General features: G+C 44.7%; 25 protein-coding genes. All 25 read left to right on the forward strand.

Annotated features, from left to right (window positions below; translation table 11 throughout):
- The first annotated feature begins 45 nt into the window (after window positions 1–45).
- The 25 genes from OTK50_RS15490 (at window position 46) to OTK50_RS15610 (ending at window position 18,107) form a co-directional block, all read left to right on the forward strand.
- Window positions 46–174, forward strand: coding sequence for a hypothetical protein (locus OTK50_RS15490; RefSeq protein WP_151296169.1), 129 nt, complete (start codon window positions 46–48; stop codon window positions 172–174).
- Window positions 175–188: 14 nt separating this feature from the next.
- Entirely contained in the window at window positions 189–704 is a 516-nt protein-coding gene (locus OTK50_RS15495; protein WP_266121936.1) for a sigma-70 family RNA polymerase sigma factor, read from the forward strand.
- Between the two features lie 104 nt (window positions 705–808).
- Complete coding sequence (locus OTK50_RS15500) at window positions 809–946, forward strand: hypothetical protein (RefSeq protein WP_014304494.1); 138 nt, start codon at window positions 809–811, stop codon at window positions 944–946.
- Between the two features lie 298 nt (window positions 947–1,244).
- Entirely contained in the window at window positions 1,245–1,457 is a 213-nt protein-coding gene (locus OTK50_RS15505; RefSeq protein ID WP_003155868.1) for a helix-turn-helix domain-containing protein, read from the forward strand.
- Between the two features lie 133 nt (window positions 1,458–1,590).
- The gene (locus OTK50_RS15510; protein WP_041481605.1) at window positions 1,591–1,779 is read left to right on the forward strand and encodes a hypothetical protein; all 189 of its coding nucleotides are present in this window, start codon (window positions 1,591–1,593) and stop codon (window positions 1,777–1,779) included.
- 168 nt (window positions 1,780–1,947) lie between these two features.
- Window positions 1,948–2,709 carry a phage terminase small subunit gene (gene terS, locus OTK50_RS15515; RefSeq protein ID WP_266121937.1) on the forward strand — a complete coding sequence of 254 codons (762 nt, stop codon included), beginning with the start codon at window positions 1,948–1,950 and terminating at the stop codon, window positions 2,707–2,709.
- Window positions 2,696–3,904, forward strand: coding sequence for a PBSX family phage terminase large subunit (locus OTK50_RS15520; RefSeq protein ID WP_252616944.1), 1,209 nt, complete (start codon window positions 2,696–2,698; stop codon window positions 3,902–3,904). Before terS ends, OTK50_RS15520 begins: the two co-directional genes overlap by 14 nt.
- A gap of 5 nt (window positions 3,905–3,909) precedes the next feature.
- Entirely contained in the window at window positions 3,910–5,313 is a 1,404-nt protein-coding gene (locus OTK50_RS15525) for a phage portal protein (RefSeq protein WP_252616871.1), read from the forward strand.
- Window positions 5,300–6,223, forward strand: coding sequence for a phage minor head protein (locus OTK50_RS15530; protein ID WP_266121938.1), 924 nt, complete (start codon window positions 5,300–5,302; stop codon window positions 6,221–6,223). Before OTK50_RS15525 ends, OTK50_RS15530 begins: the two co-directional genes overlap by 14 nt.
- Before the next feature lie 3 nt (window positions 6,224–6,226).
- Complete coding sequence (locus tag OTK50_RS15535; protein WP_266121939.1) at window positions 6,227–6,553, forward strand: hypothetical protein; 327 nt, start codon at window positions 6,227–6,229, stop codon at window positions 6,551–6,553.
- A gap of 113 nt (window positions 6,554–6,666) precedes the next feature.
- Window positions 6,667–7,248 carry a DUF4355 domain-containing protein gene (locus OTK50_RS15540; protein WP_266121940.1) on the forward strand — a complete coding sequence of 194 codons (582 nt, stop codon included), beginning with the start codon at window positions 6,667–6,669 and terminating at the stop codon, window positions 7,246–7,248.
- 15 nt (window positions 7,249–7,263) lie between these two features.
- A complete protein-coding gene (locus OTK50_RS15545; RefSeq protein WP_234949358.1) occupies window positions 7,264–8,181 on the forward strand; it encodes a phage major capsid protein in 918 nt (305 codons plus the stop codon).
- 4 nt (window positions 8,182–8,185) lie between these two features.
- Window positions 8,186–8,521 carry a hypothetical protein gene (locus tag OTK50_RS15550; RefSeq protein WP_266121941.1) on the forward strand — a complete coding sequence of 112 codons (336 nt, stop codon included), beginning with the start codon at window positions 8,186–8,188 and terminating at the stop codon, window positions 8,519–8,521.
- Window position 8,522: 1 nt separating this feature from the next.
- The gene (locus tag OTK50_RS15555) at window positions 8,523–8,774 is read left to right on the forward strand and encodes a hypothetical protein (RefSeq protein ID WP_053574174.1); all 252 of its coding nucleotides are present in this window, start codon (window positions 8,523–8,525) and stop codon (window positions 8,772–8,774) included.
- Window positions 8,775–8,782: 8 nt separating this feature from the next.
- Window positions 8,783–9,082: a phage head-tail connector protein gene (locus OTK50_RS15560; protein WP_266121942.1), complete on the forward strand. Its 300-nt coding sequence runs from the start codon at window positions 8,783–8,785 to the stop codon at window positions 9,080–9,082.
- On the forward strand, window positions 9,079–9,417 hold the full coding sequence (locus OTK50_RS15565; RefSeq protein WP_053574173.1) for a phage head closure protein: 339 nt from the start codon (window positions 9,079–9,081) through the stop codon (window positions 9,415–9,417). Before OTK50_RS15560 ends, OTK50_RS15565 begins: the two co-directional genes overlap by 4 nt.
- Entirely contained in the window at window positions 9,410–9,826 is a 417-nt protein-coding gene (locus OTK50_RS15570; protein ID WP_007408589.1) for an HK97 gp10 family phage protein, read from the forward strand. The genes OTK50_RS15565 and OTK50_RS15570 overlap by 8 nt, the downstream gene beginning before the upstream one ends.
- 18 nt (window positions 9,827–9,844) lie before the next feature.
- Complete coding sequence (locus OTK50_RS15575; protein WP_017417510.1) at window positions 9,845–10,243, forward strand: DUF3168 domain-containing protein; 399 nt, start codon at window positions 9,845–9,847, stop codon at window positions 10,241–10,243.
- A gap of 13 nt (window positions 10,244–10,256) precedes the next feature.
- Window positions 10,257–10,769 carry a phage major tail protein, TP901-1 family gene (locus OTK50_RS15580; protein ID WP_266121943.1) on the forward strand — a complete coding sequence of 171 codons (513 nt, stop codon included), beginning with the start codon at window positions 10,257–10,259 and terminating at the stop codon, window positions 10,767–10,769.
- Complete coding sequence (locus tag OTK50_RS15585; protein WP_266121944.1) at window positions 10,711–11,025, forward strand: fibronectin type III domain-containing protein; 315 nt, start codon at window positions 10,711–10,713, stop codon at window positions 11,023–11,025. The genes OTK50_RS15580 and OTK50_RS15585 overlap by 59 nt, the downstream gene beginning before the upstream one ends.
- Complete coding sequence (locus OTK50_RS15590) at window positions 11,015–11,281, forward strand: fibronectin type III domain-containing protein (protein WP_266121945.1); 267 nt, start codon at window positions 11,015–11,017, stop codon at window positions 11,279–11,281. Before OTK50_RS15585 ends, OTK50_RS15590 begins: the two co-directional genes overlap by 11 nt.
- Before the next feature lie 56 nt (window positions 11,282–11,337).
- The gene (locus tag OTK50_RS15595; protein WP_266121946.1) at window positions 11,338–11,844 is read left to right on the forward strand and encodes a tail assembly chaperone; all 507 of its coding nucleotides are present in this window, start codon (window positions 11,338–11,340) and stop codon (window positions 11,842–11,844) included.
- A gap of 47 nt (window positions 11,845–11,891) precedes the next feature.
- Window positions 11,892–12,200 (forward strand): hypothetical protein, encoded by a 309-nt coding sequence (locus OTK50_RS15600; RefSeq protein WP_095315853.1) that lies wholly within the window; start codon window positions 11,892–11,894, stop codon window positions 12,198–12,200.
- A 4-nt stretch (window positions 12,201–12,204) separates the two neighbouring features.
- Window positions 12,205–17,346: a hypothetical protein gene (locus OTK50_RS15605; protein WP_266121948.1), complete on the forward strand. Its 5,142-nt coding sequence runs from the start codon at window positions 12,205–12,207 to the stop codon at window positions 17,344–17,346.
- Complete coding sequence (locus tag OTK50_RS15610) at window positions 17,343–18,107, forward strand: distal tail protein Dit (protein ID WP_014304512.1); 765 nt, start codon at window positions 17,343–17,345, stop codon at window positions 18,105–18,107. Before OTK50_RS15605 ends, OTK50_RS15610 begins: the two co-directional genes overlap by 4 nt.
- Window positions 18,108–18,110: the final 3 nt, after the last annotated feature.

Below are 18,110 nucleotides of genomic sequence, written 5' to 3' on the forward strand. Positions count from 1 at the left end.
CTGGATGTCTATTGGGATTACTAATGTTGAAAGGAGTGGTGAGACATGAAACAGTCCAAAAAGAAACCATCACAGAAGCAACAGGAGCGCTCAGATCGTTTCTGGCAACAAATGATGAACACGAACATGCAAACACTTAAACGAGGCAAGGGCGGCGCATTTAAGCGCAAATAAGGGGAGGAATCAGAATGCAGGATTTAATCATTGAATACAAACGAGCTTTAAGAGAAACAAGAAAAATGCACCGGCTCTACAAAGATACGGCTGAAGTCAATCTGACGGCTGAACAGATCAACGACAAAAAGATTATCAGTAGCATGATCAGCGATATAGAATTCACTCTCGAATGGCTGCAGAACGGAAGACAGCCCGGTGCCCGCCGAGGTGCTGACAGAAGAGACGCATATCAAAGGACGATTCTTGCTGATCCGCGCTTAATTGATGCGCTGCCGGAAGAATACGCAATCGTTCAAGAGGCTGAGGGAGAGGTAAGTGATTGGGATAAGGAAAGAATCGCTGATGCCCTATCCGTGCTTACCGAAAGAGAAAAAGACATTTTCATGATGCACGCTGTGCAAAACATGTCATTCGAAGAGATAGCGCAGTTATTGGGGATTAAAAAAGGAACCGTACAAAAGAACATTGAACGTTCCCGCCTGAAAATGAAAAATAGAGCAGATCACAGCCTATTCTGTTTAGCGTGAATAGGCTCTTTTTTTTTGGATAAATAATGAAAAAAGCCCATTAAATTACTTGACGTGAGTAAATAAATGAGGTATAATTAGAGTATAGAAAGGAGGGAAAGAAAGTGGCTGAAATCGCATTGGTACTGGGGATTATCCTCACAACTCTCACAGTTGTTGAAAAAGTCCTCATCATCAGGGAAAAGCTTAAAACAAAAAAGCCCAAAATCAAAAAACGCCGTCGACCAAGAAAGCGCAGATGATTTTGAGCCGAGGGAGAAGGTAGCGCTTCTCCCTTGCTCCAAGTATAGCAAATGCGGCGACTAAAGAAAAATACTTGAAAGCCAGCCACTTTCAAAAAAATGAAAAGTGTACAGTCCACCACCGATATTGTTGTTCTTCTCGCCCTGGCGTATATGCTGTTTTTCCGTCAGGATGTGGCAGCGGGACCATTGAAAACGGCTCTCGACATTAGTCTGATCATTTTATTTGTTGTTTCGATCATTGAGAAAGCATTTTCCCTTTACTTGAAATATCGCGAGAAAAAAGGATGATTCAAAAATGTACAAGCCTAAAGAGCGTGACGCAATCAAGAAATTCTTGAATGAAGAGATACTCAATACAAGTGAAGCGCTTGAGATATTAGGGTTCACCCGTCAGTATCTGAACCAGTTAGTAAAGACCGGGGAATTAGAGCCGATGAAAGAAATGCCCCGGGACAGGCTTTTTCTGAAAGAAGATATTTTGGATTTCCAAAAACATAGGCGGAAATGAGCACCCTGTCAAAAGGGTGTTTTTTCGTCTTACGGTTGCCACCTATTTATGAAGGGCGCTTTCGTTCGACAAATTTTGCAAATAGTTCCTTTATCATACTCCTTAACCGATAATAAGGTGGGAGGTGAGAATTATGATAGTTAGTGGTGTGAAGGTAAAGCAATTTTATCAACATGTCTTCGAACCTAAAGAAGATTGGGCGGAATTCCTTGGAGAGTTTAGCAGAGAATTGGGTGAAGAGCATAAAGCAACAAATGTGAGACTTACTCAATTTGTTAAACTTAATGACAAAGAAACACTGATTGTTTGGGAGATAAGCTAATGTGATGAACACCCTTCGGGGTGTTTTTTTATGTTCTCTGTAAACCGGGTCCAGTGAATCTCAGATAAAACAATTGGCGGCTGACAGCCTCTGAGTGTGGGCGCGGTTTAGAGGGAATATCTTTTTCCAAAACAAACACGAATCAGAAGGGGGCGGCGGTGAATGTAGATGGCTGAAAAGCAAATTCAGGCGTATAAGGATTACGTCAAAGGCATGAAATACAAGGACCTTGCCGAAAAATACGGGGTGTCAGTGAACACCATCAAATCGTGGAAGCAGCGGCATGGATGGGAAAGGAAAAAGGGTGCACCCCCTGAAAAAAGTGTGCACACAAAAATAGGCGGGCAACCCGGCAACAAAAACGCATTAGGAAATAGCGGCGGGGCGGCTCCGGCGAGAAATCAAAATGCTGTATCACATGGGTTCTTCTCAAAGTATCTGCCGGAAGAAACGCTTGAAATCATGGAAGAGATTCAGAAACGTTCCCCTACTGATATGATATGGGATCAGATTCAAATACAATATGCAGCCATTCTACGGGCGCAACGCATTATGTTTGTGCAGAATAAAGATGATACGGCAAAAGAGCTTAAAAAGGCAAAATACGCTTATCATCAAGATGAGGACGAAGATGGCAATCTAACATATGAAAAAAACATTGTAGAAGAAGAACTTGAAATACAGTTCGCTTGGGATCGTCATGCGACTCTCTTAAACGCTCAATCTCGGGCAATGGGTGAGCTCCGGAGTCTGATTAAGCAGTTCGACCAGCTGGCGCATGAGCAAGATGAGAGGCGCCTTAAATTGGAACAGATGCGCTTGAGTATCGAGAAGACGAAGAAGGCTGTTAACGGCGGCGACGGAAACACCCAAGAAAATGATATTGCTGCAATGTTGAGGAAAATGGTGAATGCCGATGGAACTGAATAAAAAGCAAAAGGAAGTTTGGGACAGCTTTATTAAAGAGCAACCCAAAATTCTAATTTGTAGCGGCGCAAAGAGGGCAGGAAAAACATTCGTGCTCCTTTTGACGTTCCTTGCTCACGTCAGTAAGTATCAAAATATGGGTTTATCCTTCATCATCGGCGGGGCTACTCAGGCAGCCATAAAACGAAATGTCTTGAACGATATGGAACTGATTCTGGGTAAAGAATTGAGGCTCGACAAGTCGAATGCCGTTGAAATATTCGGCAACCGTGTATATTGCTTTGATGGAGCCAATGCTGATTCATGGAAAAAAGCGCGGGGGTTCACATCAGCCGGCGCATTCCTAAACGAAGCGACTGCCCTGCACGATTCATTCGTGAAAGAAGTCATTTCCCGGTGCTCGTATAAAGGCGCTGTGGTCATGATGGATACAAACCCCGAAAACCCGATGCACACCGTCAAAACGGATTATATCGACAAAGACGGGCAAATGCTGAAAAGCGGGCGGCTGAACATCAGGTCATTTCATTTCTCGCTGTTCGACAACAATTTTCTCGATCCGGAATATGTGGAGAGCATCGTGGCATCAACGCCGAGCGGCATGTTTACAGATCGGGATATACACGGTTATTGGGTGGCGCCTGAAGGGGTCATATACAAGGATTTCAATAAGGACATCCACTATATCAGCTCTGAGGAATTGGGAAACAGGCGCGTCAATTTCAAGAAGTATTTTGCGGGCGTCGACTGGGGGTACGATCATCCGGGTTCTATTGTTGTGATCGGACAAGATGACCAAGGGTATTTTTATTTACTTGAAGAACATTGCAAGCGACATGAGGAAATTGATTACTGGGTGAAGGTAGCGAAAGGCGTTAAAGAGCGGTACGGAAACATTAATTTCTATTGCGATTCTGCGCGGCCAGAGCACGTTGTTCGTTTCCGGCGTGAAAAACTTCGGGCTATCAACGCTGATAAAGCTGTAGTATCCGGTATAGAAGAAGTAGCGCGGCTGTTCAAACAAGAACAGCTTTTGGTCGTTGAAGACAAAGTGGACCGTTTTAAAAAAGAAATCTTTATGTATGTCTGGAATCAGAAGACAGGCGAACCTGTTAAGGAATGGGATGACGTTCTGGACTCCATACGTTATGCCCTTTACACAAACAACAAACCAATGAGACGAAAAGGGAAGGGGTGATCATTGTGAATCATCTGATAGATAAGATCAGAGCTTCAGGCATTACACCTGAATTGATTGCAGACATCATCGCAGCGCATAAAAGCGATCATGATAGAATGAAAAACTTATATGACCGGTATAAGGCAGAGGTTCAGGGCGTACCAATCCTAACCAGAGAAGCCATTGAATATGAGGATTTCGAGACCGGTCATGTTAAGCGGATAGATCATAAGGTCAATAACAAGCTTAATAACTCATTTGACTCAGACATTGTTGATACAAAGGCGGGCTATCTCTTCGGGCATCCGATTACTTATGAGTTTGATGATAAGCGAGAGACTGGCACTACTTCATCCGGAAAGCAGATGATTGATGACTTCAACACTCTGAATAATATTGCTGACGAAGATAGTGAATGGGGAAAGATGGCGACAATTTGCGGCTACGGAGCGCGGCTTGCATATATCGACCGGAACGGTAATGAAAGAGTCAAAAACATTGAACCATGGGAAGCGGTTTTCCTCAGCGATGGGAATATTCATGAACCGGAATATGCTTTGCGTTATTACGAGACATATAACGGGCAGAAAAAAGCAGAATTTTATGATAGCAAAACGATTTATTATTTCAGTACGAAGGATAGTTCAGCTTTTACCTTAGACGACAAAACGCCTCATATGTTTGATGGTTGCCCTTTATTTGGGTTGGCAAACAATAAAGAGCTCAAGGGCGATGCCGAGAAGGTATTGTCTCTTATTGATGCCTATGACCGGACACTGTCAGACGCCTCAAACGAAATTGAACAATACAGACTGGCGTACTTGATCCTAAAGGGACTGGGAGCCGATGAGGATACACTCCAACAGCTTAAAAAGACTGGGGTTCTTGAACTTTACGATGAGAAAGACGATGTCAGCTATCTGACAAAGGATATAAACGACGCGATTATTGAAAATCACTTGAACCGTTTGGAAGATAACATTCTCCGTTTCGCAAAGTCGGTCAATTTCTCTGATGAATCATTTGGCGGGAATGTCACAGGCGTTGCAATGAAATTTAAATTGATGGCGCTTGAGAATAAGTGCATTACGATGGAACGGAAAATGACTGCTGCCCTCCGTTATCAGTACAAGTTGATCTTTTCAGCTTGGGCAACGAAAAATAAAGCCAAAGCAGAAGATTACTTGAAAGTCTGGTTCGGATTCAAGCGCAATCTTCCAGCCAACGTACTTGAAGAGGCACAAACCACAGCTCAGCTTAAAGGAATGGTAAGCGAAGAAACCCGCCTGTCTCTGCTGTCGTTTGTTGATGATGTCCAGTATGAGCTGAAGAAGATGGAAGAGGAAGAAGAGGAATACAGGCTCAACATGCCGCCGTTAACGGATGTGGAAACAGATGCGGGCGGTGATGAAGATGAACCAGAATGATATTGATAAGTACCTGGACGACATGATCACTGAGGATGCTCAGAAGATTGATGTCGTTTTTGCGTCTCGCTTAAAGGAGATCAATGCACAAATTGCCCGGCTGTATGCGAAATACAGTAAGGACGGCCAGCTTACTTTAGCCGATGCCAACAAATACAATCGTCTGAACAAGGAAATGGAGAGGATGGCCGAGGAATCTCACAAGGCTTTCAAAACCATTCTGACTATTGTTGAGGCATTAGCAGCCAAGCAGTTTTTAGAGAATTATATGCGTTCTGCTTATCTTTTTGAAATGGAATCCGTGGTTAACTTGGGTTTTAGCATCCCGACAGCCGAAGTCATTCGGCAGGCCATTCTAAACCCTATAGCTGAATTGACTTTGTCAGCGATATACAGGCGGCATCGAGACGATTATATCCGGCAGATTCAAATTTCCGTCGCACAGGGCCTACAAGCGGGGGAGGATTATTCAAAGATCGCCCGCCGCATTGAAAGAGCAACCGAATTTGCCCGCAGGAAAGCCCGTGACGTGGCGAGAACAGAAGCTCATAGGGTACAAGTCTCGGCGAGGATGGAAAGCGCTGAAAAGGCCTCAAAACGGAGCAATCTTAAAAAGATGTGGAATGCTACCCTTGATCTTAAAACACGAGCCGGTCACAGGAAGCTGGACGGGAAGACGATAGAACGCAATGGGCTGTTCAAATCAATTTACGGCGGTGTCGGTCCGGCTCCGGGACACATGAATAATGCGAAAGACGATATAAACTGCCGTTGTACGATTGCTTTTAAAGTAAACGGCGTGCTGCCGGATACGAGAAGGGCGAGGGAAGGCGGCAGCGGGGCAGGCCAAACAATCCCATATCAAACATATGAGGAATGGTACAAATCCATTGAGGAAAAGGGGAAATGATGAGTGGCTAAACTTGAAATCAAGCTAAATGAAGAGGGAAGAAGAAAACTTGAATCTCCCTCTATGCATTCGCTAAAGATCAGTGATTATGACATATTGATTGATGGTCAAGAACCCAGCTTAATAACAGACCTAACACTGCGTATGTCAACGGAAAAATTTAATGAATGCACAATTAGTTTTGCGACTGAACATATCGACATTGATGCTGAAACCCTTGCTTCTTTGGAATTAATCGCTGAAGAAAAACAGACGGTTATTAATTTGGATACAGATATTGTTTCTGAAGAAATTGCAGAACGGTCTATAACAGATCCCGGTATTACTTAACAAAAGGTTAACGTGTTTGATTTCTATTTGTCCTGAGCATGACGTTAAAAGGCTTATTTTTCATGCACTCATAACAGGCGAGCACTGTAGAGGGCGAAGGAGGAAGAAACGTAATGCCAACTTTAGAAGATGTGAAAAAATTTCTTGAAGAAAATAAAGAGAACGAAGAAGTACAGTCGTATCTGAATGAACTTTCTGCCGTGTCTGCTGACAAGGTGAATGGGTTTTTAGATACAGAAGAAGGAAAACGTCTCATTCAGCCTCGGTTGGATTCTCATTTTACAAAAGGTCTTGATACGTGGAAGGCGAACAACCTCGATGCTCTGATTGATGCAAAGGTAAAAGAGCTTTATCCGGAAGAAACAGAAGAGCAGAAGCGGATCAGGAAGCTCGAAAAGGAGCTGGAAGATCAAAAGACAGCGGCACAACGTGAAAAGCTTTTAAACAAAGCTGTTTCTTATGCTTCTGAAAAGCAACTGCCAGCAGATGTAGTGGAATTCTTTATCGGTGAGGATGAAGAATCAACGATGAAGAACCTCGGAGCATTCGAAGAGAAGTACAATGCCGCACTTCAAAAGGCTATTGAATCCAAGTTTCAAGAGAATGGCCGTGATGTCCAGTCCGGTAGCAATGAACCGACAAATCAAGATTTAGACATCAGCTCGCTTGCAGCTGAAGCAAGTATTAGAAAATAAGGAGGGCTATCTTTAATGCCAACATTTAATCCGAACAATGCATTGATGCAAGACTCAGTAAATGGGAAGGTTCCAACTGAACAAGGAACGCTGGTTTTAAAAGAGTTTATGACCCAATCTGCTGTCACGAAACTAGCAAAATATGAAGAAATGACTAAGCCGGAGAAAGAATTCACGTACTTGGCTTCTGGGCCAGGGGCATACTGGGTTGGAGAGGGCGATAGAATTCAAACATCTAAGGCCCAATGGTTAACAGCAAAAATGATTTCAAAGAAATTGGGTGTCATCATCCCTGTTTCTAAAGAATTCTTGCGTTACTCTGTAACAGATTTCTTCACACAAATGCGCCCGGCTATCGCTGAAGCCTTTGCGATCAAATTTGATCAGGCTGCGTTATTCGGTGTAGATTCACCGTTTGGAAAAGGCGTATCTGTATTTGAAAAAATCAAGGAATCTGGTAACACAATTGCGTTAAACTCACTTGGCAATCTTTATGATGAGTTAAACGGGGTCATGGCTCTTGTTGAAGACGCTGACAAAGATGTAAACGGCTTTACAACAACACGCCGATTCCGTCAAAAGCTCCGCGGCACTAAGGACGGTAACGGGCTTCCGATCTTCAACGATGCGACAGGGGGCGCCACACAACAAGCCCTTGGCCTTCCGATCGGATATGTGGATTCTAAGTCATGGGATTACGAAAAAGCGGCATTACTTGCGGCTGACTGGAATTACACACGTTACGGAATCCCTCAAGGCATGGAATACAAAATCTCAGAGGATGCAACATTGACAACGATTGTCGATGCAGACGGAAACCCGATCAACTTGTATGAGAGAGATATGGTTGCTCTCCGTGTAACTCAGCAAGTCGGATTCATGACACTGACCGATGATGCTTTTGCTGCTATTACACCAGCAACGGAGGCGTAAGCTTATGGGGTACACATCTAAAAACTATAGCACTAATAACGGCGACAAATTGGTGATCGGCGGCGAGCTCGAAATAAAAGAGGGTGCGAAGGTGACCGGGTTATCGGGTTCTGCACCTGCTCCTAAAACTATCACTTCGGAAATGATCGGCGACGGAGAAGTGAAAAACAGCAATATCGGTGATGGTTCTGTCCAAAATCGTAACATCGGCACTGGTAGTGTACAAAATGCCAACATCGGTGCCAAGGCAGTTACTTTAGCTAAACTCGGTGACGATGTGACAGCCAAACTATCTGATTTAGAGAATCGGATAAAAGCACTGGAAGGAGGCGGCGCGTGATATGAAAGCATCTAACGGTTCCAAAACCATTGAATGCACTGAAAAGGCTTTTGAGGTGGTTTATTCTCACATTGGTTTTAAGAGAGTGGAAGAGGCCGAGAAGCCAGCTGCCGATCTTCTTGATATGACTGAGGCTCAACTGCAGAAGGTAAACAAAGATGAGATTATTGCTTTCTTGAAAGAGAATGAATATGATTTTGACCCTAAAGCGCCTAAAGACGAACTGATCAAGATTGTCTTAGGTGAAGAGTAGGTGATTCAGTGGACATCGCACAAGTAAAGCGAATGACAGAGATTAAGACAGATAGTCATGACGAATATTTGTCTGAAATAGTCCCTATTTTGATTGAGTCTGCCAGTGATTTTTGTAGCAACACTTTCGATCCGGAGGCTTTACCAGCTGGCGTGAAGCTTTTTGTTGCGAAGGCTGCGGAATATAACATGAATCCTTCTGGACTCTCGGGAAGAAGCATGGGGGATGTGTCCTATTCGTACAATACAGAATTTCCTCGGTACATCACAAAACACCTTACGCCATATCGAAGGCTGAGAGTTAAATGATATATGAGGAATTCCCGCACGTCATAACGTTTCAGCGGTTGGAAAAGGTGCCGGACGGCGGCGGGGGCTATGTTGAAAAATTCACCGATTATCTCACAACAGAGGCCTTTGTCGGGGGGATTACGTCCCGGGAATATTATCAGGCTCAGCAGCTTCAGAATCCGGTTGATTGCAATGTGTATTTCCCGTATCGCAATGATATTGAGAAGACAATGCGGATCATCTACGAAAACAAGGTGCTGACTCTCAAATCAGATCCGATCGACCAGGGCGGCATGCATGAGATTATGAATTTGAAATGTCAGGTTACGGGGGTGCTGAAGGGCAATGGCTGAGGTGAGCGGTAGATGGGTCAGGCAGATGCAAAGAGCCACGAGCGAGTTCAGAAACCGGGTCATAGATGATATTAAGCAACTGGTCACAGACACGGCCGAGCTGATTTACAGCCATGCTGTTCTGAATGCTCCAACCGCCGCGATAGACGGGGGGAACCTGAAAAATTCAATTGAAATCGACTACCAAGAGGGCGGCTTACGGGCCGTTATTTCTGTTGGTGCCGATTATGCCGTATATGTGGAATACGGAACAGGGATTTACGCAGAGGAAGGCGGCGGCCGGCAAACGCCGTGGGTTTATTACGACACCAAGCTAAATAGATGGGTAGTCACCCGGGGAATGCGGGCGCAGCCGTTCTGGAATCCAGCTGTGGACGAAGGCATGCGGTATTTTGCCAGTCAAATGTGATAGAAAGGAGCTGTCATCATGCGATCTGCCCTGTGGCCGTTGCAGGCTGCTCTATTTAAGAGGTTATCAACAGACGAAGAGCTGAACGGGCGCGTCACAGGCGTCTTTGATGCAGTCCCGAAAGATCAGGAAAAGCCTTATGTGACAATGGGGGATGATGATGTTTCCCCATTTAAAACCAAGACATCCAGCGGTGAAGAAATTAATGTCGTTCTGCATTGCTGGTCAGGTTACAACGGAAAAAAAGAAGCTATGGAGATTTTGAGCCTTATGCTTCAAGCATTGACAAACAGGCCCCTAACAATAGAGGGCTTTTCTTTATGCCGTTCTGAGATGCGCAGCATGCAGGTGATCACCGATATTGACGGGTACACGCGTCACGGCATTCTCAGAATGCGCTTCACAATAAACAACTGAAAGGATGAAGAAAATGCCGGAATTATTGAACGGTAAAGATGAGATTTATTTTGTGCAGCCGATGGATGCAAAAGGGACAGACGGGCTGTTCATCGCCTTTCAAACAGAAGGGTCACACACGAAAGAACAGGACACGCTGGATGAGTCCACAAAATCAGGCCGTATTGTCGGTTATGGTACAAAAAATGAAAGCTTTGAGCTGACTTATTATGCTGCTGTGACCGATCCGGGTCAGGAAGCGATTGAAAGTGCTTATGATAACGAAAAGGCAATTAAGGTCTGGAAAGTCAATAAAAACAAAAACAAAAATGATAAGCATGATTCTGTCTATGGACATGCAATTATTGAAAGTTTGGAATTCAGTCAGCCACAGGATGGGTTTGTTGAGGTTTCAATAACTCTGCCTGTGCTCGGGAAAACATTCAAAGGCGAATTGCCTCCACTGCCGGAAGAAGTGTTAAAGGCTATTGAATCCTCTGCCGGCGCGACTAAATTTGAGGAATTCGGCGGCACGACTACGCCCTAATGCGCCCCAAAATCTATCGTTCACGGCTACGACTGACAGCGTGACCGTGAAATGGGATGCGGTAGATGGGGCGACTTCATATAAGGTATACAGGGGAGCGGGCAAGCAACTAGACGCAACTGTCAGAGGCACATCCCACACCCTGACAGGAATTGCGGCCGACACGAAACTGACAGTCAATGTTTCTGCTGTGAACGAGGCGGGCGAATCCTCAATGACTGAGATTGTTACGCAAACACAAGCGGTTGCGCCCTAACGTACCCCGCAATATAACTGCGAAAAGCGCCACTTCAAATCAGGTGAGTTTTTCATGGGATGCGGTGAAAGGGGCGACATCTTACAACATTTACAGATTTTATGCAAAAATAGCGACTGTCTCAAAGAATTCATACACGTCGAATCCTAACCTGAAGCCGGACACCGCCTACATTTTTAACGTGTCGGCAGTGAACTCGGCCGGGGAATCGGAACGATCGGCTAATTTTACGATACGAACAGAAAAGGAATCATAGGGTCCGGGCTTCCCGGGCTCTTTTTTAACATACAACAATAATCGGAGGTTTTATAAATGGCTTACTTAACTATCGGAGATAAAGAATACAAATCACGTTGCGACTTTGCTTTTGACAGATTAGCAAACGAAAAATATTCCACTGCGGACGAAAAGGGCAAAGGCGGCACAATGAATATTTACATGAGCTTGCTCAACGAAGAGGCTTCCTATCTTTCTGCTTTTTGGGATTGCGCACTTGCTTACTTGAAGAAAGAAAAGCCATCAACTGAGGCTATTGAGGAAGCAATCATAAAAATCATTGATGAAGACGAAACAGGTGACGCAATTGACAAGATGATCAATGAAGCATTTACGACATTGGACTCAGCGGGTTTTTTCAGAGGCGTGATCCGTCAGCGGTGGAAGATGATGGAGAAGATGAACAAAGGGAAGAAACCGGCTCCAAACGAAACACCGGAAATGGAAGCGAAACGGCTGGAGGACGAAGAGAACGGCAAGGAAGTCCTGAAGATGATGAAAGAGGCGTACAAAGAGAGAACGGGATCGACTACGACCAAATAATTACGAATTCCGCACGTTGGCTCAAGGTTTATGATGTGGATTTAATCATGTCATGGACTCCTAACGAGTACAAGCTTCTGCTCAAAGGGGCCAAGTTGCGAGAAATAGATGAATTGGAGCTTATGGCAAGAAACGCCATGTTTCACCGTTACGCCATGAATGAGAAGCGCCCCAAAGAAACGAAAATGTTTGATGCGAAGAAGGCCAGACGCCAATTGGAGCGCAATATCACTGGCGATAACGACAAATGGCGTAAGACAGATGTAAACGAGCTCGGCAAGCGAGCCAAAGGGGTTCAGCGGTTTAATGATGCAATCCGCAACCACTTTGCAAAATCCGGACAAGGAATGGGGTGAGGGAATGATCGAAAGACTGACAGCAATAGTTGAAGCACAGACAAGAAAATTTAATCGCAGTATGGATCGTGTCAACGATATAATGCGCCGGATGGCTGATCATCACACAGTCGAGGTTGACGCCGAGATTGCCAGCTTTCAGGCAAGAGTACGGCAGGCGGCGCAACAAATAGATAACTTTGTTCATCGACATCAACGCACGCGAGTTGATTTAGATGCGGATTCAGACCCTTTAACTCGGGCCATCAATTGGGCGAAGCAAAGATTAAGACAGATTCCCCAAACTGTCACCACGCAATTAATGGGGAATGTGCGGCCGTTATCTTCCGCATTGGCACGCGCTAAAGCAGGGCTATCGGCGGTGGCGAACAGAATCACAACGACGATAGACGGAAATCCCACTCCTTTAGGGCGTGCTGTCGCTGTTGCGCGGTCAGCCATAGCATCAGTATCTCATAACGTAACTACCACTTTTAATGCGGCCGCGTCGCCTATCATGCGCGGGGTTTCGGCAGTCCGTTCAGCTTTGGCTTCACTGCCAAACAGAATTACCACGGTCATAAACGGAAACACGGCTGCGCTTATGCGCTCTGTGGCAACGGCTCGCGCTGCTCTGGCGTCCTTACCGAGAAGAGTATGGATCAGTATAGAGGCTCGAATTGATCGGTTTGAAACGTCAATGAACAGGCTTGCCAAGATTACAAACTCAGTTTCAACAGTCATCGGTCATTCAATTGCCGGGGCACTAACGTCCCTACTCCCTGCAATTTCGCCAGCCCTTGCAAGTATTGTCGGGGTAATCGGCTCATTGGGTCCTATGCTCGGGGTGGCAGCCGGCGGAGTAATGGGGTTAACCAGTGCATTTGCAACAGCGGGAACAGGCGCGGCGGCATTCGGTGCCCTGGCTATTACTTCAATAAGCGGTGTATTCAAAGCATCTGAAGACCTTGCAAAGCTGCAGGAGAAGCTGGACAATGCAACAAGCGCAAAAGAGCGCGCTAAAATCATGAAACAGATCAATAATCTGCAAAAATCTCTTGGAAAAGAAGAGAGAGAGGCATTAAAGAACCTCGAAGACTTTAAAGACAACTGGCGGGACATCGGTACGATGGTTCAAAAGCCGATCTTGAAAACATTCGGTATGTCTCTAAATACGTTTAAACTCGCTCTCAACTCACTCATTCCAATGTTTGACGGACTGGCGAAAGAGGGCGTGGGACTGGCGAAAAGCATGGACAAAGCCTTTAAAGCTCCGGACATGCAGAGATTCATTTCCTATCTGAACAAAGAAGCTCCGAAGGCGTTTGCTTCATTCGGCCGATCTGCCGGGAATGTCTTACGGACAGTTTTTAATCTGATCGTAGCATTCGGACCGACCGGAAAGAGCATGACAAAATCCATCGAAGGAATGACCCAATCATGGGTGAAATGGTCAGCGAACTTGGGTTCTTCAAAGAAATTTCAGGCTTTCGTGGAGTATACAAAAACCAACGGCCCGAAACTGCTACAGATCATCAGAAACTTTTCCGGCGGCCTGACAAAGCTGTTTACTGGATTCGCTCCTATGTCTCAGGACATGATGACGTCACTCGTAGATCTGACCAAGCGGTTCAATGAGTGGGCTGGTAGCGTTACGAAAACAAAAGAATTTCAATCGTTCATTGACTATATCAAAACCAACGGCCCTACAGTATGGAGCACATTGGGGCAGATCGCGAAGACTATCATCAACTTGCTTGTCGGCATGGCTCCACTCGGAAAAACGATTTTGGAGAATGTAAACGGTTTTTTGAAATTTACTAATGCGGCGATGGAGGCAAACCCAGCAATCGGGAAGTTCATTGCTGCGGGCATCTCATTAATCGGTGCTTTAAGAGCTATTGTTCCGGCGATAGTAGCGGTCAGCGCTGTTACCAACGGTCTTAAAGATTTTATGACTGCTGCTCGATATATTCGGAGTTTCAGTTCTGCCGCATCCGGAATTAGAATGGCCGGATTGATCACCCAATTAAAATCAGCGATAGCTACTATAGGGCAATTCATTGCGAGATATACCGTTATGGCAGCAAAGGCAACAGCTAATGCTGTGAAAATGGCAACATCATGGACTGCGATGAAAATCGGTTCTTTTATAACAATGCTGAAAAACGGCATTAAGCAGATGGGACTTTTCATTGCCAGAATAACTGTTTTAGCAGCAAAATCAGCAGCTCAAGCAACACGTATGGCAGCGGCGTGGACTGCGGCAAAAATCAGTTCGTTTGTGTCAATGTTGGCGGCAGGAATTAAGCAAATGATCTTATTTGGTAAACGCTTGGTCATTCTGGCGGCTCAAGCAGCGGCAAATGCGGCGCGCATGGCAGCATCATGGGTAATCGCAATGGGGCCTATCGGGTGGATTACAGCGGCTGTTATAGCCTTGGTTGTCCTCATTATTGCCAATTGGGACAAGGTCAAGCAGTACACCCTTCAAGTTTGGGGCGTCATATCTCAGTGGCTCCAATCTGTATGGGAAGGCATTAAAACAGCGGCAACATCAACATGGAACGCAATAACGTCGTTTTTCTCCACTGTTTGGAATGGAATTGTTTCGGCTGCTAAAACCATTTGGAAAGGGCTATCAGCCTTCTTTAAATGGGAATTCAATCTGTACAAAACTATTTTCACAACTGTTTGGAACGCTATAAAATCCTTCGCCACAACTGTGTGGAACGGAATAATCAGTGTAGGTAAATCCACTTGGAATGGCTTGAAAACATTCTTTTCATCAGTCTGGAATGGGATGAAAACTGCATTCACAACGGTATGGAACGGCATTAAGTCATTTGCTACTTCCACTTGGAAAGGTATTGTGTCGGTTGGGAAATCCGTCTGGAATGGATTAAAAACATTCTTCACCAATTTGTGGAACGGAGTAAAGAAGGTATTTTCAGCTGTCTGGAACGGAATCAAGACAGCGGTCACGGCGGTCTGGAAAGGCATGGTTTCTGTCGGGAAAACTACTTGGAACGGCCTGAAAACGTTCTTTAATAATCTCCTTAACGGATTGAAAAAAGTCTTTTCGACTATTTGGAATGGAATAAAAACAGCAGTGACAGCCATTTGGAAGGCTATCGTTACAGCCGGAAAAGCCACATGGAATGGTTTAAAGACATTCTTCACTAATTTACTTAATGGATTAAAGATAGTGTTCTCTACCGTGTGGAATGGAATTAAAAAAGCAGTAACGACCATTTGGAAAGGACTAACCTCAACTGCTAAAACGACCTTTAATGCCATGAAATCTGCTATCTCAAACATCATGAACAATGTTAAGAGCAAAATAAAGAGCATTTGGAATGGTGTTATGAGCTTTTTTAAAGGCATTAATCTCAAATCCATTGGCCGCAACATCATCCAAGGCTTAATAAATGGTATCAGTAGCATGGCGGGAGCATTAGCGAGCAAAGTGAAATCAATGGCAAATGCTATCCCAAACGGCATGAAAAAACTTCTGGGAATCCATTCTCCATCAAGGGTAATGCGTGACCAGGTCGGCTATCACGTCGGTACCGGTATGGCGGCTGGTATTGATAAATCTCAGGGCAAAGTAAAAGCGGCCGCGGCAAAAGCAGCGAAAGCGGCTCAGAAGGCGGCTGAGGTAAAGGTATCCAACAAAATTAAGAACGCTGAAGTGAAGTATGACACCAAGAAAATGGGCGCCGATACGTATATCAAAACATTGCAGAAGATTCAGAAGCAAAACAAGCTTACCAGCGAGCAAAACCGAAAAATCCAGCGCGAGATATATCAGGCATCCAAAAGCGCCTCTGATAAACAGAAGAAGCTTCTAAAAGAGCAACAGCGCAAGGAAGCGAAGGCGAAACTGGCGTATACCAAGAAAGTATCAGATCAGATTAAGAAAGCTGAGGCAAAATACGATACAGGAAAAATCAGCGGGAATACCTATATCAAAACGCTTGAGAAAATCAAGAAGAAGAACAAGCTGAATTCTGACCAGCAAATAAAGGTTCAACGGGAAATCTATCAGACTCAAAAAACGATGGCTGATAAGGCCAGAAAGCAGAAGGAAGCCGAAAAGAAAGCGGCTGACAAACTTAACAAGGGCATTCTTTCTGCAAACAATACTTATCTCTCAAAATTCAAAAGTGTGAATGATAAACTGACTGCCGATATTAAGGCGGCCAATGATGCCTATAAAAAAGAGCTGCAAGACCGAACTGACGCGATCTATAACGCCATCGGTCTATTTGACGATGTCTCAAGTCAAAATGTGAATGGCTCCAAGCTGACTGCAAATCTTAAAAAGCAGCTGGACAAGATCAAAACGTTCAACAATGACATTTCAAAAATAGCAGGTCGGGCACCGAAGGCGTTCACAGATGAATTGAAAGAAATGGGTATCGGGTCAGCTGATCAGATTAATGCGATTTCACGCATGACAGATTCCGAGTTAAATGAGTATGTCAAACTGTGGCAGGAAAAGCATAAGCTGGCGAGCACTCAGGCGGAAAAAGAATTAACCGGACTGAAGAACGAGACAACCAAGAAAATAGTTGAATTACGATCTGCCGCAAATAAAGAACTGGCACTTTTGAAAAATGACTATCTCCGCAAAATTGGGGAGCTTACAGTGGATGTAAAACAGCTTGGTTCTCTTAAGAAAAGCGGAAAAGCCATCGGTTCAAATACAATGGCTGGCATTATTTCTGGAATGAAGAATATGCAAGGCGAGCTGGCGAAAGAAGCAAATTCCATCGCCTCGACAATTGAGAAAACCATTAAGAAAAAATTGAAAATCCACTCCCCATCCAGATTGATGCGGGATCAGGTGGGGATCATGGTTCCTGCTGGTATCGCTGTGGGGATTCAGAATGGTATCGGCACTGTTCAAAAAGCTATGGGAGCCGTCAGTGAAGCTATGACTATTCAGCAAGAGGATATGAATTTTGCATATGACACATCCATTTCTAGCGGTGAACTTGGCACCGTTAGAAAAGAATTGAGCGCGGACATCCGGAACCTTGAATTGCCTGACAGGATGATTGTTATTGAGATGGACAGCAAGAAGGTCGGTCAAGGAGTAGAAAAGCCTGTCACAAACGCACAAAAAAGGTCAAACGCAAGGAGGGATAGATTTAATTGATCAATTATCAGGAACTGCTGCCTAATCAATGGAAAATCACGTTTGACGGCATTGATATATCACCCTTCTTTTATGTGAAGTCGACGGGCGGCCGGGGAGTGACAGGAAGAGAAGTGAATACAGCCACTATCGGGAATCGCCCCGGCGGTTTCCTGCGGGACACAAGAATCCCTGTAAGAGTCATAACCGTGGAGGTTCTTTTTGCCTTCAGCAGTGAAGAAGAGCTGAAGAAAAAGCAGGAGGAACTGACTTTTATTCTGCACACCGAAGAACCTAAACCGTTAATTTTTCACGATGAGCCTGACAGAGTCTATAATGCTGTCTTTGAAAGCATTTCAGAAGGCGAAGAACAGGGAGGCTTTCAAACTGCAACATTGACTTTTATCTGTCCCGATCCAAAAAAATACGGCCCGGCGAAGGATTTTGAATTTAATTCAGGTGTTCAAACTATTACTAATCCGGGCTATGCAGCCGCAGACCCAACAATCGAATGCGTTTTTGAAGAGAAAGCCACTTCATATGAGGTGGCTCTTCTTAATGCTGATGGGTCTGTATCGAAAACGATCAAGCTGCTGTACGATTTCATCGCTGGTGACACTCTTGTAATTGATTCAGCAAAAAGAAAGGTCACTTGCAGCGGTAATTTAATCATGACAGCACTTCAAATTCAATCAGATTGGTTTCTGCTGCCGCCCAGGACGCCAGTTAAAATCAAGTTCAGTCATAAGAGCAGCATCAAATTTAATGAGGCATATTTGTAAGGA

The sequence above is a fragment of the Bacillus sp. NEAU-CP5 genome, from assembly GCF_026420705.1.
GTDB classification, from domain to species: Bacteria; Bacillota; Bacilli; order Bacillales; family Bacillaceae; genus Bacillus; species Bacillus velezensis.

Bases quoted from the DNA above. Each gene is read 5' to 3' on its own strand.
- OTK50_RS15600 (WP_095315853.1), top strand. From the start codon at position 11,892: ATGTCATGGACTCCTAACGAGTACAAGCTTCTGCTCAAAGGGGCCAAG.
- OTK50_RS15510 (WP_041481605.1), top strand. From the start codon at position 1,591: ATGATAGTTAGTGGTGTGAAGGTAAAGCAATTTTATCAACATGTCTTC.
- OTK50_RS15575 (WP_017417510.1), top strand. From the start codon at position 9,845: ATGCGATCTGCCCTGTGGCCGTTGCAGGCTGCTCTATTTAAGAGGTTA.
- OTK50_RS15570 (WP_007408589.1), top strand. From the start codon at position 9,410: ATGGCTGAGGTGAGCGGTAGATGGGTCAGGCAGATGCAAAGAGCCACG.
- OTK50_RS15530 (WP_266121938.1), top strand. From the start codon at position 5,300: ATGAACCAGAATGATATTGATAAGTACCTGGACGACATGATCACTGAG.
- OTK50_RS15540 (WP_266121940.1), top strand. From the start codon at position 6,667: ATGCCAACTTTAGAAGATGTGAAAAAATTTCTTGAAGAAAATAAAGAG.
- OTK50_RS15605 (WP_266121948.1), top strand. From the start codon at position 12,205: ATGATCGAAAGACTGACAGCAATAGTTGAAGCACAGACAAGAAAATTT.
- terS (WP_266121937.1), top strand. From the start codon at position 1,948: ATGGCTGAAAAGCAAATTCAGGCGTATAAGGATTACGTCAAAGGCATG.
- OTK50_RS15580 (WP_266121943.1), top strand. From the start codon at position 10,257: ATGCCGGAATTATTGAACGGTAAAGATGAGATTTATTTTGTGCAGCCG.
- OTK50_RS15505 (WP_003155868.1), top strand. From the start codon at position 1,245: ATGTACAAGCCTAAAGAGCGTGACGCAATCAAGAAATTCTTGAATGAA.
- OTK50_RS15495 (WP_266121936.1), top strand. From the start codon at position 189: ATGCAGGATTTAATCATTGAATACAAACGAGCTTTAAGAGAAACAAGA.
- OTK50_RS15555 (WP_053574174.1), top strand. From the start codon at position 8,523: ATGAAAGCATCTAACGGTTCCAAAACCATTGAATGCACTGAAAAGGCT.
- OTK50_RS15595 (WP_266121946.1), top strand. From the start codon at position 11,338: ATGGCTTACTTAACTATCGGAGATAAAGAATACAAATCACGTTGCGAC.
- OTK50_RS15490 (WP_151296169.1), top strand. From the start codon at position 46: ATGAAACAGTCCAAAAAGAAACCATCACAGAAGCAACAGGAGCGCTCA.
- OTK50_RS15520 (WP_252616944.1), top strand. From the start codon at position 2,696: ATGGAACTGAATAAAAAGCAAAAGGAAGTTTGGGACAGCTTTATTAAA.
- OTK50_RS15550 (WP_266121941.1), top strand. From the start codon at position 8,186: ATGGGGTACACATCTAAAAACTATAGCACTAATAACGGCGACAAATTG.
- OTK50_RS15545 (WP_234949358.1), top strand. From the start codon at position 7,264: ATGCCAACATTTAATCCGAACAATGCATTGATGCAAGACTCAGTAAAT.
- OTK50_RS15565 (WP_053574173.1), top strand. From the start codon at position 9,079: ATGATATATGAGGAATTCCCGCACGTCATAACGTTTCAGCGGTTGGAA.